Origin of the sequence: Burkholderia sp. PAMC 28687 (genome assembly GCF_001577465.1) — a bacterium.
Lineage (GTDB): Bacteria > Pseudomonadota > Gammaproteobacteria > Burkholderiales > Burkholderiaceae > Caballeronia.
In genome coordinates this window covers 383,771-399,499 of the sequence record NZ_CP014507.1, presented here as the reverse complement: position 1 = coordinate 399,499, position 15,729 = coordinate 383,771, and the positions used below count along the sequence as shown (strand labels likewise).

15 protein-coding genes are annotated in these 15,729 nt (G+C 61.0%); 4 read left to right on the top strand and 11 right to left on the bottom strand.

The window, feature by feature from the left end; translation table 11 throughout:
- Positions 1-25: 25 nt before the first annotated feature.
- The 8 genes from hpxZ to atzF are packed head-to-tail and all read right to left on the bottom strand — an operon-like array spanning position 26 to position 8,771.
- On the bottom strand, positions 26-418 hold the full coding sequence (gene hpxZ / locus AX768_RS24690) for an oxalurate catabolism protein HpxZ (RefSeq protein WP_062002748.1): 393 nt from the start codon (positions 416-418) through the stop codon (positions 26-28).
- Positions 415-1,419, bottom strand: coding sequence for a formamidase (locus AX768_RS24685; RefSeq protein WP_062002747.1), 1,005 nt, complete (start codon positions 1,417-1,419; stop codon positions 415-417). The genes hpxZ and AX768_RS24685 overlap by 4 nt, the downstream gene beginning before the upstream one ends.
- Positions 1,416-3,026 carry an ABC transporter ATP-binding protein gene (locus tag AX768_RS24680; RefSeq protein ID WP_062002746.1) on the bottom strand — a complete coding sequence of 537 codons (1,611 nt, stop codon included), beginning with the start codon at positions 3,024-3,026 and terminating at the stop codon, positions 1,416-1,418. Before AX768_RS24680 ends, AX768_RS24685 begins: the two co-directional genes overlap by 4 nt.
- Positions 3,027-3,028: 2 nt before the next feature.
- Positions 3,029-3,721 (bottom strand): biuret amidohydrolase, encoded by a 693-nt coding sequence (gene biuH, locus AX768_RS24675; RefSeq protein ID WP_062002745.1) that lies wholly within the window; start codon positions 3,719-3,721, stop codon positions 3,029-3,031.
- A 24-nt stretch (positions 3,722-3,745) separates the two neighbouring features.
- Complete coding sequence (locus AX768_RS24670; RefSeq protein ID WP_062002744.1) at positions 3,746-4,672, bottom strand: ABC transporter permease; 927 nt, start codon at positions 4,670-4,672, stop codon at positions 3,746-3,748.
- A complete protein-coding gene (locus AX768_RS24665) occupies positions 4,665-5,780 on the bottom strand; it encodes an ABC transporter permease (protein WP_062002743.1) in 1,116 nt (371 codons plus the stop codon). The genes AX768_RS24670 and AX768_RS24665 overlap by 8 nt, the downstream gene beginning before the upstream one ends.
- 27 nt (positions 5,781-5,807) lie before the next feature.
- Positions 5,808-6,905, bottom strand: coding sequence for a BMP family ABC transporter substrate-binding protein (locus AX768_RS24660; protein WP_062002742.1), 1,098 nt, complete (start codon positions 6,903-6,905; stop codon positions 5,808-5,810).
- Positions 6,906-6,947: 42 nt separating this feature from the next.
- The gene (gene atzF / locus AX768_RS24655) at positions 6,948-8,771 is read right to left on the bottom strand and encodes an allophanate hydrolase (protein ID WP_062002741.1); all 1,824 of its coding nucleotides are present in this window, start codon (positions 8,769-8,771) and stop codon (positions 6,948-6,950) included.
- Positions 8,772-9,141: 370 nt separating this feature from the next.
- On the opposite strand from atzF, the gene AX768_RS34140 reads away from it, so the two are divergent.
- Entirely contained in the window at positions 9,142-9,276 is a 135-nt protein-coding gene (locus AX768_RS34140; protein WP_256927540.1) for a hypothetical protein, read from the top strand.
- Between the two features lie 31 nt (positions 9,277-9,307).
- Here the strand turns inward: AX768_RS34140 and AX768_RS24645 are convergent, their stop codons facing one another.
- The gene (locus AX768_RS24645; protein WP_062002739.1) at positions 9,308-9,769 is read right to left on the bottom strand and encodes a RidA family protein; all 462 of its coding nucleotides are present in this window, start codon (positions 9,767-9,769) and stop codon (positions 9,308-9,310) included.
- Between the two features lie 79 nt (positions 9,770-9,848).
- The gene (locus AX768_RS24640; RefSeq protein ID WP_062002738.1) at positions 9,849-10,688 is read right to left on the bottom strand and encodes an IclR family transcriptional regulator; all 840 of its coding nucleotides are present in this window, start codon (positions 10,686-10,688) and stop codon (positions 9,849-9,851) included.
- A gap of 114 nt (positions 10,689-10,802) precedes the next feature.
- On the opposite strand from AX768_RS24640, the gene AX768_RS24635 reads away from it, so the two are divergent.
- From AX768_RS24635 to AX768_RS24625, 3 genes are all read left to right on the top strand, one after another.
- On the top strand, positions 10,803-11,999 hold the full coding sequence (locus AX768_RS24635) for an aminotransferase class V-fold PLP-dependent enzyme (protein ID WP_062002737.1): 1,197 nt from the start codon (positions 10,803-10,805) through the stop codon (positions 11,997-11,999).
- 147 nt (positions 12,000-12,146) lie between these two features.
- The gene (locus AX768_RS24630) at positions 12,147-13,262 is read left to right on the top strand and encodes a porin (protein WP_062002736.1); all 1,116 of its coding nucleotides are present in this window, start codon (positions 12,147-12,149) and stop codon (positions 13,260-13,262) included.
- Positions 13,263-13,328: 66 nt separating this feature from the next.
- Entirely contained in the window at positions 13,329-14,699 is a 1,371-nt protein-coding gene (locus tag AX768_RS24625; RefSeq protein WP_062002735.1) for a GntT/GntP/DsdX family permease, read from the top strand.
- A gap of 10 nt (positions 14,700-14,709) precedes the next feature.
- Here the strand turns inward: AX768_RS24625 and AX768_RS24620 are convergent, their stop codons facing one another.
- On the bottom strand, positions 14,710-15,618 hold the full coding sequence (locus AX768_RS24620; RefSeq protein WP_062002734.1) for a LysR family transcriptional regulator: 909 nt from the start codon (positions 15,616-15,618) through the stop codon (positions 14,710-14,712).
- Positions 15,619-15,729 lie beyond the last annotated feature (111 nt).

The following is a 15,729-nucleotide window of genomic DNA, read 5'->3' as shown; positions in this document are numbered from 1 at the left end:
CCCGTTTGTTCTTATTATCGGCGTTTCAGGGTTCGGGAATCAGGCTGACGTGCGCGGCGACGATTTTCCAGTCGCCGTCATCGCCAATGCGAGCCCAGCTTTGCATCTGCCTTCCGATCAACGGCGTGGTATCGCTCGTGAATTCAGTGCTGACGGTTGCGAAGTCCGCGCCAAAAGTCGTGACGATGGTCCGGTGCAACTTGCGCGAAGCCGGCACTGGCGCGCACGTCTCGCGCCATTGGCGGATGGCGTCGCCCCCATGCTGGATCTCGGCAATGCCATAACGCACGGTCTCGGTTGCATTCCAGAACAGTGCATTCATGGTCTCGATGTCATTGGCGACCAGCGCGCGTTCATATTCGACGAACGCCGCGCACACTTGTGCGATCACCTCGGGCTGGTTGATCGGCAACGTCATGACATACCCTTGTAGGCGCGCTCGGGTGGCGCGAAACCGCAGGACGTTCCGTCTGTTACCTTCACGCCGTCTTCCCATGGCAACCGATATTCACCATGCACCATGTCATGCATGAACGTGTACGGGCAATCCTGCGCGCCGCCCTTCACGGCAACATATCCGCGATGCCCGAACTGATAGATGTTGTTCTCGACACCCCAGTTCAAGCGCGCTTCGCGAACGAGGTCAGGCCGCATTTCACAAGTGATGATTTCGTCCGGTCGATGGCTGCCGTCCACCATCACCGTGCCATCGAAATCGCAGAACATGCCTTCGCCCATGGAATCAAAACTGCCGTCGGTGCCGCAGAGACACACGCTTGCCGTTTGCGCGAGGTTCTGGAATGCGTTCGACTGGTTCGTGATACGCCATGCGTGACGTATCGGCGCGGTATATCCCGCTGTGCGCAGAATGATTTCCGCGCCCTTGTACGCGGCTTCGCGCGCCATCTCGGGGAACATGCCGTCGTGGCAGATGATGAGCGAAAGCACCGCACCCTTCGGCCCGATGCACACCGGAACCCCTATGTTTCCAGGCTCCCACGGCTCGACCGGCACCCATGGATGCAGCTTGCGATAATAAAGTCTGACCTCGCCTGAATCGTCGATGATCAGTCCGCTGTTGTACGGATTTCCGCCCGGATTGAGTTCCATGATCGAGAAGCAGCCCCAGATCCTGTGCTCGATACACGCTGCCTTGAACGCCGCTACTTCGGGACCATCGAGCGTACACATGATGGCGTCATCCGTGCGCATGGAGAGACCGTGTAGCGCGTACTCCGGAAACACTACGAGGTCCATCGACGGATTGTTGCGTCGCGCCTTGCCGACCATTGCCACGATCTTGTGCGTCTGCGCAGCGAGTTCTTCGCGCGTCGCGACATCCGGATTCTGCAATTGCACCAGTCCGACCACGATGCCGTTTGGCGACTTGTTCAATCCGCCCAATCCACTCGAGCTCATTCAATGACCTCCTTCAAAGGTTCGGCTGCAGGCACGTTTTGCGCGACCGTATCGCCATGTCCCGCCATGTAATGACCGAGCGTTGCACGATCTGCGTGTGCGGCGGATGTCTCGAACACGAGTTCGCCTTCCGCGATCACCGCGATACGGTCCGCCAGTTCCAGCAATTCGTCGAGATCTTCGCTGACCAGCAGGACCGCTGCGCCGGCGTCGCGTGCGGCCATGATGCGTGCGTGAATGTCAGCCACCGATGCAAAGTCGAGACCAAACACCGGATTCGCGACGATCAGTACGTCGACGGGTTGACCCAGTTCGCGAGCCAGCACCGCGCGCTGCACGTTGCCGCCCGAGAGTGTGCCGATGGCGCGTTCGGGAAGCGGCGGCCGCACGTTGAATTCACCAATGAGCTGGGCTGCACGATCGCGCATCGCGCGGCGGTCGAGACGCCATCCGCCACGGCGCAGCGGCGCGCGATCAAAGTCCCGAAGCGCAAGGTTTTGCGCGACGCTCATGCTCGCCACGCACGCATTCTTGAGCGGCTCCTCGGGAATCGCGAACACCCGCCGTTGCGTCATCTCTTCACGTGTCGCCCGATACGCGCGGCCGTCGATTTCCATCTCACCGGCCTTCACGCGGCGTTGCCCGACAAGCGCTTCGACCAGTTCCTTCTGACCATTCCCCGATACTCCCGCAATGCCGAGTATCTCTCCCGCACGAACCTGCAGCGACGCATGTTTGACCGCGGCGTGGCCGCGATCGTCGTCGACGGAAAGCGTCCTGATTGCCAGGCGAATCTGCGCTGCAGCGTCCACCGGTTTGCGTGCGACCCGTTCGGCGGTGACCGCCTCCATCACGGCGTTGTCGCGGGTTTCATCGGCGCCCATCATCAGCGCGGCCAGCGCGTCGCGGTTCGTGCCCGACACCCCGCCCGTTCCAGCCTGACGCCCTTTGCGCAGCACGGTCACGTCGTCGGCGTAGGCCATCACTTCGCGGAACTTGTGCGTGATCATCAATACGGTCAGCTCGCCGCGCGTGGTCAGGTCGCGCATCAGGCCAAGCACTTCGTCGGCTTCCTGCGGCGTGAGGACGGAAGTGGGTTCATCGAGGATCAGAAAACGCTGCTTCAAATACAACTGCTTGAGGATCTCCAGCTTCTGCTTTTCCCCGGCCGCGAGGCCCGACACCGGTGCATCGAGGGGCAGGCGGAACGGCATGCTCTTCATGAACGTTTCGAGTGCCGCGCGTTCTGCTTTCCAGTCGATTTTCCAGGGCAGGCGACCGCGCGCCAGCAACAGGTTCTCTTCCACCGACAAACCCGCGGCCAGCGTGAAATGCTGGTACACCATGCCGATACCCAGTGCCTGTGCATCACGCGGCGACGTAATATGAACCTCGCGATTGCCTACCGAGATCTGCCCTTCATCGAGCACGCCGTAACCCACCAGTCCCTTCACGAGCGTGCTCTTGCCCGCACCGTTTTCGCCGAGCAACGCGTGGACCGTGCCCGCGCGGACCTTGATCGACACATTGTCGAGCGCGCGAAATGCGCCGAAGGACTTGCCGGCATTGTGTATCTCGACGTCGAGCGCATGCGATGCAGTGGACATGGTCAGCCGCCGAGCGTGGTCAGGAGCGCTCGTGAATCGGAAACCGTACCGAACACGCCGCCTTGCATCGTGATCATGTGCAGCGCCGCGTCGTGGTTGCCGGGATCGGTCGCGCCACAACAATCGGCGAGCACGGTGCATTCGAAACCGCGGTCGTTCGCTTCGCGCATGGTGGTGTGCACGCAGACGTCGGTGGTGATGCCGGTCAGCACCAGATTCACGATACCGCGCGTGCGCAGAATCAGTTCGAGATCGGTGGCGCAGAACGAGCCCTTGCCGGGTTTGTCGATGACAATTTCGCCCGGCAGCGGCGCGAGTTCATCGATGATTTCCCAACCTGGTTCGCCGCGCACGAGAATGCGGCCGCAAGGGCCATCGTCGCCGATACCCACGCCTTCCGTTCCCGCGCGACGGCTACGCCAGCGCTTGTTTGCAGGCAGATCAGACAGATCCGGCCGGTGCCCTTCGCGCGTGTGGATGATCGTGAAGCCCTGCTCGCGCATCATGTTCATCACGTGTTTTATCGGTTCGATAGGCGCGCGCGTGAGCGACAGGTCGTAGCCCATCTTGTCGACATAACCGCCATGTCCACAGAAGTCAATCTGCATGTCGATGACAACGAGCGCGGTATTGTCGGGGCGAAGGTTGCCGTCGAAGGGCCACGGATAAGGTCTGGCTTCAATGAATCGGTTCATGGTCGGAGCGCCTTCAAAAAGGGGTCAGCGTGTGAGACTCAGTTCGCCCGGCGCGCCGGCGAGCGTGCGGTCGGGACGGCAATTGATGATCATGATCGCAAGCGTGAGCACGTACGGCGCAGCGTTATAGAGGTAATAACCGCTCGTCACGCCGATAGCCTGCAATGCCGGGCCGAGCGCGCCGGCGGCGCCGAAGAGCAACGCAGCCCACAGGCATCGCAGCGGTTGCCAGCGCGCGAAGATGACGAGCGCGACCGCCATCAACCCTTGTCCGCTCGATAAACCTTCATTCCAGCTACCCGGATAAACGAGTGACAAGTACGCACCGCCCACGCCCGCAAAAAAGCCACCTACGGACGTCGCGATGATCCGAATCCGCGTCAGCGGATAACCCATTGCACGTGCAGTCTCCGCGTGATCGCCGACGAGACGCAGGGTCATGCCCCAGCGCGTGCTGCGCAATCCCCACTGCAATGCGAACGCCAGCACCACACCGATCACGAAAAGCGGATTCACGTGCAGCGCGTTATGCAATTGCGGCGAGCTGGACCATGCGCCGAAATCGAACGACTGAAGCCCGGGCGCCTGCGGTTCGATAAACGGCTTGCCCAGATAAAACGCGAGTCCCGTGCCGAGCAGCATCAACGCGATACCGAACGCGATATCGGAGACGCGGGGAAGTGAACACACCAGTCCGTGCAGGCACCCGAGCAACAAGCCGACACACCCCGCCGCGAGCACGCCGGCCCACGGCGAACCTGTCAGGTAAGACGCGGCGTAACCGCTCATCGCGCCGGAAACCAGGATGCCCTCGAGCCCGAGGTTTACACGGCCGCCCTTCTCGGTCAGGCATTCGCCAAGGCTCACGAAAAGATACGGCGTACTCACACGGATCGCGCCGGCAACCAGCGACAGCAGCAGGATCACGATGGGCGAATGTGCATCAGGCATGGGTTTGCTCCATCTGCAGCTTGACATCGGCAATGGCCGCGGCCTGCAACTGCACACGCCACGCTGCGATCCGGCCGCCCAGCGCTTCCCATGCGAGCAGGTTTGCGAACAGGAGACCTTGAAGAACCAGCGTGGTGGCATCAGGCAGATCGAGACGGCGCTGCAGCAGGCTGCCGCTCGCCTCGATGCCGCCGATCATTACCGCGCATACGATGATCGCGAGCGGATTCTGGCGCGCAGCAAATGCGACGAGGATGCCCGCATAACCGTAGCCCGCGAGCAGCGATGCATTCGCGCTGCCCTGCACCGCTGCGACTTCGAACATGCCGGCAAGGCCGGCCGCCGCGCCGCCGAGCGCGCACGCAACGAACGCAAGCACGTTCACCGGCAAGCCGACCAGACGCGCCGCGCGATTGCTGCCGCCGACGATGCGCATCGCGAAACCCTTGGTGCTGTACTTGACGAACACCCACGCCGCGATGCATGCCAGTACGCCCCACATCAGGCCCCAGTGCACTTCCAGGCCCGGCAGCGAACCTATCGACATCGACTGGGGGACCGGGAGCGTGGAGGGTTTGTTGAGGCTCGCGGGATCGCGCAATGGCCCTTCAACGAAGAACTTGAACAGCGCAATCGCGATATACGCCATCAGCAGACTGCTGATGGTTTCGTTCACGCCGCGCCATTGCCGCAACGCGCCCACTGCGCCAATCCACACAGCGCCCGCAAGCATGCCGGCAAGCGCCATTAACGGCGTCGCGATGAGCCACGGCGTATTCGCGGGCAGCATCTGCGGAACGATGGCCGCGCACATTCCGCCAAGCGCCAGCGCGCCCTCCCCGCCGATCACGATCAGCCCCACTTGCGCGGGCAAGGCCACGCAAAGCGCGGTGAGCATCAGCGGCGACGCACGCAGCAACGTGCTCTGCCACGCGAACGACGACCCAAACGCGCCCTGTACGATGAGGCCGACCGCATCGAGGACCGGCTGCCCCTGCACGAGCAGGAACAACGAAAACAACACCAGGGTTCCGGCAAGCGCGAGCACCGTCGGAATGGCCGGCAACACAGCCAGTAAAACGCGGGCGGTCGAAGCATTGGGACGCATCACGGCTCCTTCAGTTTGACAACGCCATCAGATCTGGCCCGAAACACCCGACACCAGATAGTTCATGCTTTCCAGGGTGTAGTCGGTTTGCGGATGACTCGTGCCGGCGGCTATCGCGACCCCACCCTTGTTGTCCTTGATCGGCCCCTTGAAGATCACGAACGAGCCGGCCATCATGCTGGCCTTGACCGTGTCGGCGGCCTTCTTCGCAACGGGCGTGACTTTTGCGCCGTAGGGCGACATCTTGACGAAGCCCTCCTTCAAACCGCCGCGCAATACGTTGGGCTGGGGTTTGCCTGCTTGCGCATCGGCCACGAGTTCCTTGTATGGCGTCGCCCAGTCCCATTCGGCGCCCGTGAGATAACCCTTTGGTGCGAGCGCCGCCTGGCTCGCGTGATAACCACAGCTCATCGCGCCACGCTTTTCGGCGGTTTCGACAACGACCTTCGGGCCATCGACGTGACACGTGATCACATCGCAACCCTGATCGACAAGGCTGTTCGTCGCTTCCGCTTCCTTCACGGGCATCGACCAGTCGCCGGTGAAAATCACTTGCGTCGTGATCGACGGATCGACGGACTGCGCGCCGAGCGTGAAGGCGTTGATGTTGCGCAGCACCTGCGGAATAGGCTTGGCCGCGACAAAACCCAGTTTTTTGCTTTTGCTCATGTGCCCTGCGACCACGCCGTTCAGGTACTGGCATTCATCGATATAGCCAAAGTAGCTCGCAATGTTCGGCGGATTGCCCTGCTTCCACAAACCGCCGCAATGCGCGAAGCGCACGTTCGGATACTTGGCCGCCATCTTGAGCACGTGCGGATCGAAGTAACCAAAGGAGGTCGCGAAGATGAGCGTGGCGCCGTCCTGTTCGATCATCGCCTCCATGGACTTCTGGACCGCAATGGTTTCCGGCACGTTCTCTTCTTCCACGACCTTGACGTTCGGCAGGGTCTTGATGATCGCCGCGGCCGAGGCCTGCGCCTGGTTGTAGCCGTAGTCGCCGCGCGCACCGACATAGATCACGCCGACGGTGGTTTTTCCAGCCGCGAACACCGACTGGAACGGCGCCATGGTCGCAAGCGCCAGGAGGCTCGCGTCTTTGATGAATGTGCGGCGGCTGGTCATTTTGATGGGTTCCTGTTCGATTGAATGTTATGGATTACTTGATTACTTATTGAGGCCGTCGAGGTACGCGATCCAGCCGCCGGAAGCGGTGATGTCCTGTGCGCCGCTGTCCGCCGATACCGCCCACGGTTCGCAGATAAAGCCTTTGACGAAGCGCCCATCGGCAAGCTCGACAGTGCCGATACCCATCGGCGATGAAATGTCCATCACGAACTTCCCGAACGTGCGCACCGGCACGTCCCATACTTCGACGGCGATCGAGGCGCCTTCGTGTTTCGCGTCACGAACAAGCCCGGGCTTCGGCGGCGATGTATTCGCAAGCGCGAATAGCAGATACGCAGGCGATGTCCTGGTCGCTTCGACGAAACGCGCGGCCGCTTCCTGTAGTTGCCGGTTGAGCGGCTGCCCGCGCAGGTGTGCGCCAACCACTGCGAGTGCAACGGTCGGTTCCTGGAACGGCAACGGTTGAAGATTGGGAGCGGCGTGGGTCGTATTGTCGAAAAGCGCCTGGATGCGCGCGCCCAGAACCGCCAGCCGATGATCCGCGCCGCTCGGCGCAATCAGCGTCACGCCTGCAGGCAAACCATCGCTTCGACGCGCGCACGGCACCGATAACGCGCACAGGTCCAGCAGATTCACGAAGTTGGTGTAGTAACCCAGCTCGCTGTTGCGTTCGATCGGACTCGCCTGCACATCGGCGATAAGCGGATGCGTCGGCGTGGTGGGTACGATCAGGACATCGATGGCGTCGAAACATCGCTCCGCTTGCCGCTTGAGTTCGGCAAGCGCGTACTGGCCGTTGAAGGCATCGACCGCGCTGAAGCTGTGCGCCTTGCCGATCACGGCGGCCACGGTTGCATCGATGTCCGCGAAGTTGGTGTCGAAGAACGCGCCGAGCGCCGCGCGCCGTTCGGCGACCCACGGGCCATCGTAGAGCAACGCCGAGACGCGCTTGAACAGGGCAAAGTCGATTGCGTCCGGTGTCGTTGCAAGATCAGCCGACAACACTTTGAGGCTTGCGTTAAAGGCTTGGTGCGCGGTTGTATCGTCGAAGAATTCGAGTTCTGCGGGAACGCCCAGACGCAACGGCGACGACGCCGCGCCCAATGGCGCAACCCGCCGCGAGTACGCATCACCCGCGTCGAACTTCGCCATCTGCGCAAGGACATGCCACGCATCGGCGACATCGTGCGCAAAGATCGACAGCGTATCGAGGCTTCGGCACGCGGGCACCACGCCGCTTTTGCTGACAAGGCCCAGCGATGGCTTGAGGCCAACCACTCCGTTGAATCCTGCAGGCACGCGGCCGGACCCCGCAGTGTCCGTACCGATCGAAAACGCAACGCAACCCGCCGCGACAGATACTGCCGAGCCGGAGCTCGACCCGCCCGACACGCGCTCCGGAAACTCGACCTGACGCACCGCCCCGAACGGCGAACGCGTACCGACAAGTCCCGTGGCGAACTGGTCGAGGTTGGTCTTGCCAATGAGAAGCGCGCCGGCATCGAGCAAGCGCTGAACGGCGAACGCGGTTGTGTCCGGCGTATAGCTGAAGGGTTCGCACGCGGCGGTGGTCGGCATGCCCGCGACGTCGATGTTGTCCTTGACCGCGAACGGTACACCGAAGAGCGGCAGGCGCTCGAACACCGCGTCACCCTCTTCGGCAAGCGCCTTCTCAAGCACACGCGCTTGCGCACGAACCGTCTCGGCCGGCAACAGCAGCGTCCATATCTCCGGTCGATCGATAACGCTGATCCGGTCGAATACGGCGTCTATGACTTCAGGCGGTGACCGGCGTCGCGCTGCATATGCGTCGGCGAGCGCCGATACAAGCAGGTGGCCGGTGGTGGCGGGAAAGTTGGACATGAATTCCGTCTTGCATACAAGATGGGATTCATAACGCAGGAGGCGTGCCAGTTTCCCGGAATTAATCGGCTAAACCCCACTAAGCCTTTACCAAAAAGGCTTCCGAGCGATCGGCTTGGCCCGCGACGTACGCTCACGAACGTCCTGAGCGTTTTGGTTCTGGTGCGCCGCGCACCTTCGCGAAACTTGGGCGCACAAAAACAGCGCGCGGCATAGCCGAACCTTTCTGCGAACCAACCTCGGCTTACAAACACCACCAAAAGCCGATGCATCCCGCAATAATAAGTCTGGATGCCTTACTAATTTCCTGAAGAATAAGCACATGACAAATGCATCCGCAATGAACTCATAGTCGCTAAGCAGATACATCATGGACATCGAAAAACCGAAGAGAAGCCGCTTGTGCGATGCGTTGCTCGGACTGATGGAAAGCAGGAATCGTTCGGGAGACGGTACGCTTGTGCTGCCAAGCGAATACCTGGAGTTCGTGATCACGCGCCAATGACAAAGTCGCTTCCCCGGGGGGAAGCCACAACTTAGTCCCGAATCGCGACGATCGCTTCTATTTCTACCGTGATATTGCCGGGCAGCGAGCCAACGCCGACCGCTGAACGAGAATGCCGGCCGGCGTCGCCGAATACATCGATGAAAAGGTCCGAGCAGCCGTTGATCACGCGCGGATGATCTGCGAAATCCGGCGTTGCGTTGACCATGCCAAGCAATTTCACAATGCGCGTCACGCGGTTCAGATCGCCCAGTTCGGCATGCAGCACAGAGAGCAGGTTGAGGCCCACGAGTTGCGCGTGGTCATACGCTTCGTCGGTGGTGACGTCGTCACCGACCTTGCCTTTCATCAGACGGCCGGTATTGTCGAGCGGTCCTTGCCCCGATAAAAACAGCAGGTTGCCCTCGCGCGTGCAGTGAGTGAAGTTGCCTATCGGCGCGGGCACGGCCTGAAGCTTCAATCCGCGGGCCCGCAGTCGGTCGTAGCAGTTCATCTCAGTCGAAAATACCATGTTGCGTCAGTTCTCTTTCAGGTGTTGAGGACAAGGGGACAAAAGACCGGACAACCGGCGCTCAAGCCACGAATTCAGTTGCGCGCCGATGCCAGCCGAGGCGCGTTTCAATGCGGGAGGCAACCACTTTTAGCTCATCGCCGAATTGTTCAGTACTCTGAAGCGCTTTCGCTTCGGGCATCACGATCGATATGGTGAAGACGCAATCGCCGGCCTGATCCAGCACCGGTGCAGCAAGGCATGCAACCGAAGCATCCGACTCGCCGATCTGAATGGACAGGCGCGCGTCGAGCGCTTCGCGGGCCATGCGCGCGAGTATATCGGGCCGCGTTTCGGCGCGTGCAGTCGGAGATGATTTCGCATGCCGAGCAAAATACGCGACACGTTCCGCGTCTGGCAGATGTCCGACGAGCAACCGACCGGACGCGGTCCAGTTGAGCGGCACACGGCTACCCACGCGCGATGTCACCCGGAAATGACCCGGTCCTTCGGCCATCTGCAGCACGACCATCATTCCCTCTTCGAGCCCGCAGACCTGCACCGTCTCGCCGACGTGCGCCGAAAGCCGGTTCATTTCTTCGTGCGCGACCGCGAGGTAGTCGAGCGAACTCGCATAGGTCAAGCCATAGCCATACAAGCGCGAGCCGAGCCAGATGGCGCCCTCCGGCGTGCGCGCAAGGAGATTTTTCTCGACCAGGTCGTTGATGATGGAATACACGGTGGAAAGCGGCGCACCGACAATGCGCGCGATCTCGTACGCCGTGGTCGGCCTGTTGGCTTCCTGCAACGCGTCGAGGATCTGCACTGCACGATCGATCGCGCTCATGCGGGTGCGCGGGGCGGCGCCATCCGTACCGGCTGATGCCACATCCGCGTCAGGTTCACGGGGCTTGCGGGTCATTGCGCTCCTTCAGGCTGATTGTTTTTGTCTAGTTGGACGCAGGCAGATCGTATGCTAATCTAATACACAATTACAACATATGTTCCATAATAAAGGAACATCAGGAGCCGCACGATGGATTTTTATTCTCGCCTGGGTCTGCGCCCGGTCATCAACGTGAACGGCACGATGACAAGTCTTGGCGCGTCCATCGTGGCGCAGCCGGTCAGTGAAGCCGTGGCTTCGATCCTGCCGCAGTTCGTCGAGATCGATGATTTGCAGCGCAAGGCATCGGCCGCGATCGCCCACGCTTGCGGCAGCGAAAGCGGCTACGTGACGGCGTCGTGTTCAGCGGCGATCACCCTCACCATTGCCGCGACCATGACCGGCGACAACGTCGGCCTGATCGAGCGTCTGCCCGACACGAGCGGTCTGCGCAACGAGGTCGTCATCCAGACGGGCCACCTCGTCAATTATGGCGCACCCATCGATCAGGCGATCCGCCTGGCCGGCGCCCGCGTCGTGCCCGTGGGCGCCGCCACCGAAGCGCATGGGTACCAGCTCGCATCGGCCATCACCGAACGCACTACCGCAGCGCTTTACGTGGTCTCGCACCACACCGTGCAGTTCGGGCTGATCCAGCTCGAAGAGTTTATCGCCGAAGCGCATGCGAAGGGCGTGCCGGTCGTTGTCGATGCAGCTTCCGAGTACGACCTCACGCGCTTCATTGCGGCCGGCGCCGATCTCGTGCTGTATTCGGCGCACAAGTTCCTCGGCGGTTTGACTGCCGGGATTGTGGCAGGCAAGAAAACGCTGGTACGCGCCGCGTATTTCCAGAATGGCGGCATAGGCCGCGGCATGAAGGTTGGCAAGGAAGGCATCGCGGGCGCGATCGCCGCGCTTGAACAATGGCAGCATCGCGATCATGCGGCGGTGCGCGCACGCGAGCGCAGTTACCTCGATCTGTGGATCACCGGCCTCGCCGGACGTCCCGGCATCCGCGCTGAAATCGATGCCGATCCGACCGGCAATCCGCTCGACCGGCTGAAGCTTTCCATCGATTCACGCGACGCGCGTATCAGTGCATGGGATCTCGCCGATGCCCTGTCGCATCCTCCGGCGGGCAGCATTCCCGTGATCGTTCGCGACCATGAAGCCGAGCTGAATTTCTTTTTCATCGATCCGTGCAATCTGCATCCTGGACAGGAACGTATCGTTCTTGAACGCCTGCTTGCAGAGCTCGAGCGCGCACAACGCGCAGCGCAACCTTTGATCACACCGTTCCATCAACGCGATGCACGGCGTCTTTCCGGACGCAACTGGCCGGACTGAGCTTTTTTTTCACGCTTTCTTTGTATGACCGCTGCGCCGGATTGATTTCCGGCGTTGTTTCACTTTGCACGCTTAGTAATCCTTACGCCGTCCGAAGATAACAAAAATTCATCGGCGGGCGCCTTCTTTCGACCAGAGGAAACCCAGATGCACAAGCAGATTCTTCGCACGGCGATCGCCGTCGCCGTGACCGGAAGCTTCGCGCATGCCGCTTTTGCGCAAAGCGGTGTGACGCTCTACGGTATCGTGGATGCAGGCTTCACCTACACCAACAATCAAAAAGGCAGCAGCGCCTATCAGGCGACGCAAGGCAACGTCCAGGGTTCACGCTGGGGTCTGCTGGGCACTGAAGACCTGGGCGGCGGCAACAAGGCTTCGTTCAAACTCGAAAATGGTTTCAGTCTCGAATCCGGTGCATCGGGTCAGGGCGGACGCATGTTCGGCCGCAGCGCATGGGTGGCGCTGAGCAACAACAAAGCGGGATCGATCACGCTTGGGCGCCAGTACAACAGCGCGCAGGATTACCTGTCGAACCTGCAGATCAATGGCGTCGGCGCGCTGAGCCAGTATGGAAACGCCATCTATGACAATGACGACCTGAACAACACGTATCGCACGAGCAACGCAGTCAAGTACACCACGCCCACGATTGCCGGTTTGACGGCGAATGCCATGTACGCGTTCTCGAACACCGCCGGCGACTTCGCGAACAACCGTGCATGGAGCGTAGGCGCCGACTATGCTGCCGGCCCCGTTCGTCTCGATGCCGCTTACTCGCTCGTGAATCGTCCTGCATCGAACACGGCCGGTGCGGCGCCGTCCGACAACTACTACAGCACCAGCTCGTCGATCATCAGCAACGTCGCGCGCAACCAGGTGTGGGGCGCGGGCGGCGCGTATGCATTCGGACCGGCGACGGTCGCGCTGCTCTATACGAACTCGCACTTCGACCTGCTGACGGGCGGCAGCCTGCGCTTCGCGAACTACGAAGCAAGCGTGCGTTATCAGTTCACGCCGGCCACGTTGCTGTCACTCGGCTATATCTATACGAGCCAGAACAGCAGTTCGGCCACGGCGGCGAATGCGCACTACAACCAGCTCGCACTGGGCGGCGAATATTTCCTGTCGAAGACCACCGATGTTTATCTGAACGGCATCTACCAGCGTTCGTCCGGCGCGAAGGCTTGGGTTGAAGGCGTCACGAATCCGTCGAGTAATAACGGCCAGATCGTGGCCGTCGCAGGCATTCGCCACAAGTTCTAATCCAGCACGCCGGGCCATGCATTCCGCTTGGCCCGGCCTTCCTCCGATCGATATCTTGGAGCCTCCATGGCGACTGTCCAGGGAAGTCTGTTACTTGTCTACGCGTTGATCGCGATCATCGCGCTGGTCGTGCTGATTGCGCGTTTCAAGCTCAACCCGTTTATTACGCTGATGGTGGTGTCGGTTGCGCTCGCGCTTGCCGTCGGGATGCCGATGACGTCGATTCTCAAGTCATTCGAGACCGGCGTTGGCGGGACGCTCGGACACATTGCGATTGTCGTTGGCCTGGGCACCATGCTCGGCAAGATGATGGCCGAGTCCGGTGGCGCTGAACGCATTGCCCGCACGCTGATCGATTTGTTCGGCCCGAAGAATGTGCACTGGGCGATGATGTGTATCGCGTTTCTCGTCGGCTTGCCCGTGTTCTTCGAAGTCGGCTTCGTGCTGCTGATTCCAATTGCGTTCAACGTCGCGCAACGCACCGGCACGTCGATGATCCGCGTCGGTATTCCGATGGTCGCGGGCCTCTCGGTCGTGCACGGCCTGATTCCGCCGCACCCCGCCGCGCTGCTTGCAGTGACCGCGTATAACGCGGACATCGGGCATACGATTTTCTACGCGCTGATCGTCGGCATTCCCACGGCCATCATTGCGGGTCCGTTGTTCTCCAAACTGATCGCGAAGTTCGTCGTGCTGGAAGGCGTCAACCCGATGGCGAAGCAGTTCATCGAACAGGACGCGGCACGTGCCACGCAGAAATTGCCCAGCTTCGGCATCACGCTGTTGACGGTTCTGTTGCCTGTGTTGCTGATGCTGATCGGCAGTTGGGCGGATTTGATCGCACCGGCCAAGTCGACACTGAACAACGTGTTGCGTTTGATCGGTCATCCCGACATGGCGCTGCTGCTCGCAGTGCTGTTGAGCTTTTATACGTTCGGCTCCGCACGCGGCTTCAATCGCGACTCGATTCTGAAATTCACTAACGAGTGTCTCGCACCTACGGCAAGCATCACGCTTGTAGTGGGCGCAGGTGCGGGCTTCGGTCGCATCCTGATCGACAGCGGTGCCTCAAAGGCAATCGTGGATGTCGCGACCGGTGCGCACGTGCCGCTCCTGATCCTTGCATGGCTCGTGGCCGCGCTGATTCGCGTAGCGACCGGTTCTGCCACCGTCGCCATGGCCACCGCGGCGGGCATCATTGCGCCGATAGCGGCAGCGGCCGCAACGACCGCGACCGGCGTACGCCCTGAACTGCTGGTGCTTGCCACGGGCGCAGGTTCGCTGATCCTGTCGCATGTCAACGACGGTGGCTTCTGGCTGGTAAAGGAATACTTCGGCATGACGGTGACGCAGACCTTCAAGACGTGGACCGTCTGTGAGACGATCATTTCCGTGACCGCGCTGGTATTCACGCTGGGGCTGGCGGCAGTGGTTTGAACAAGTTGCTTCAGGCGGGTCCCGCTAAATAAAGCGCGATCCGCTGTTGCAAGAAATCGCGCAATGCGTTGATCGTGGGAGAAAGCATCAGCCGATGCGCACACACAAGGCTCAGCGGCGCGCTCTCGCCTTCTAGCTCGGTCAACAAAGCCTGAAGCGCGCCGCTGCGCAGATCGGCAAGCACATCGATTCTCGATTTATACGCGAGACCCTGTCCGGCGACCGCCCATCGACGGACCAGTTCTCCGTCATCGCTGCTGCGATTGCCGCGTACATTCACCGACACCGGTTCGCCATCGGAATAAAACATCCAATGGTCATGAACGGTATCGCTCAGCGAAAAGCGCAGGCAATTATGCTTGAGCAAGTCCTCGGGGACGAGCGGGTAAGCATGCTTCGATAAATACGCGGGCGACGCGCACAACACCCGCCTGTTCTCCGGCGCCAACGGCAATGCAATCAGCGTTGAATCCTCGGGCGTCCCATATCGGACCGCAAGGTCGACGGGGCTGCTGAACATGTTGGTGACACGATCGCCAATCCGCACCTGCAGCGTGACGTCGGGATGTTTTTCCTGGAATTCATCGAGCCAGGGCGCCAGCTTGTGGCGTCCAAGGTCGGATGGAATCGATAACGATACCGTCCCTCCTATCGCCTTGCGGCCTCGCGCCACCGCATGCCGCCCCGCCTCCACTTCGCCCATGACGTTGCGGGCGTATTGCAGATAGCGCTCGCCGTCCGGTGTAAGCCGCAAGCTGCGCGTCGAACGCGCGAGCAGCCTGACGCCCAGTTCCGTTTCCAGCCGCTTGAGCCCGACACTTGCCACCGACGGCGTCAAATTGAGTTGACGCGCGGCCGCCGACAGGCTGCCGCTGTCTGCGGCCGTCACGAAGATAAGCAGGTCATCGAGTTTGATCATTGGGCCAAGACAACTGAAAGTACACAGCTTTATTGCAAAGACTGCTTAAGCGATTTTCGTGATTATGACGAAAATGTTTTCGGCTCGCGCGACTGATTTTGCAAGCGGCAC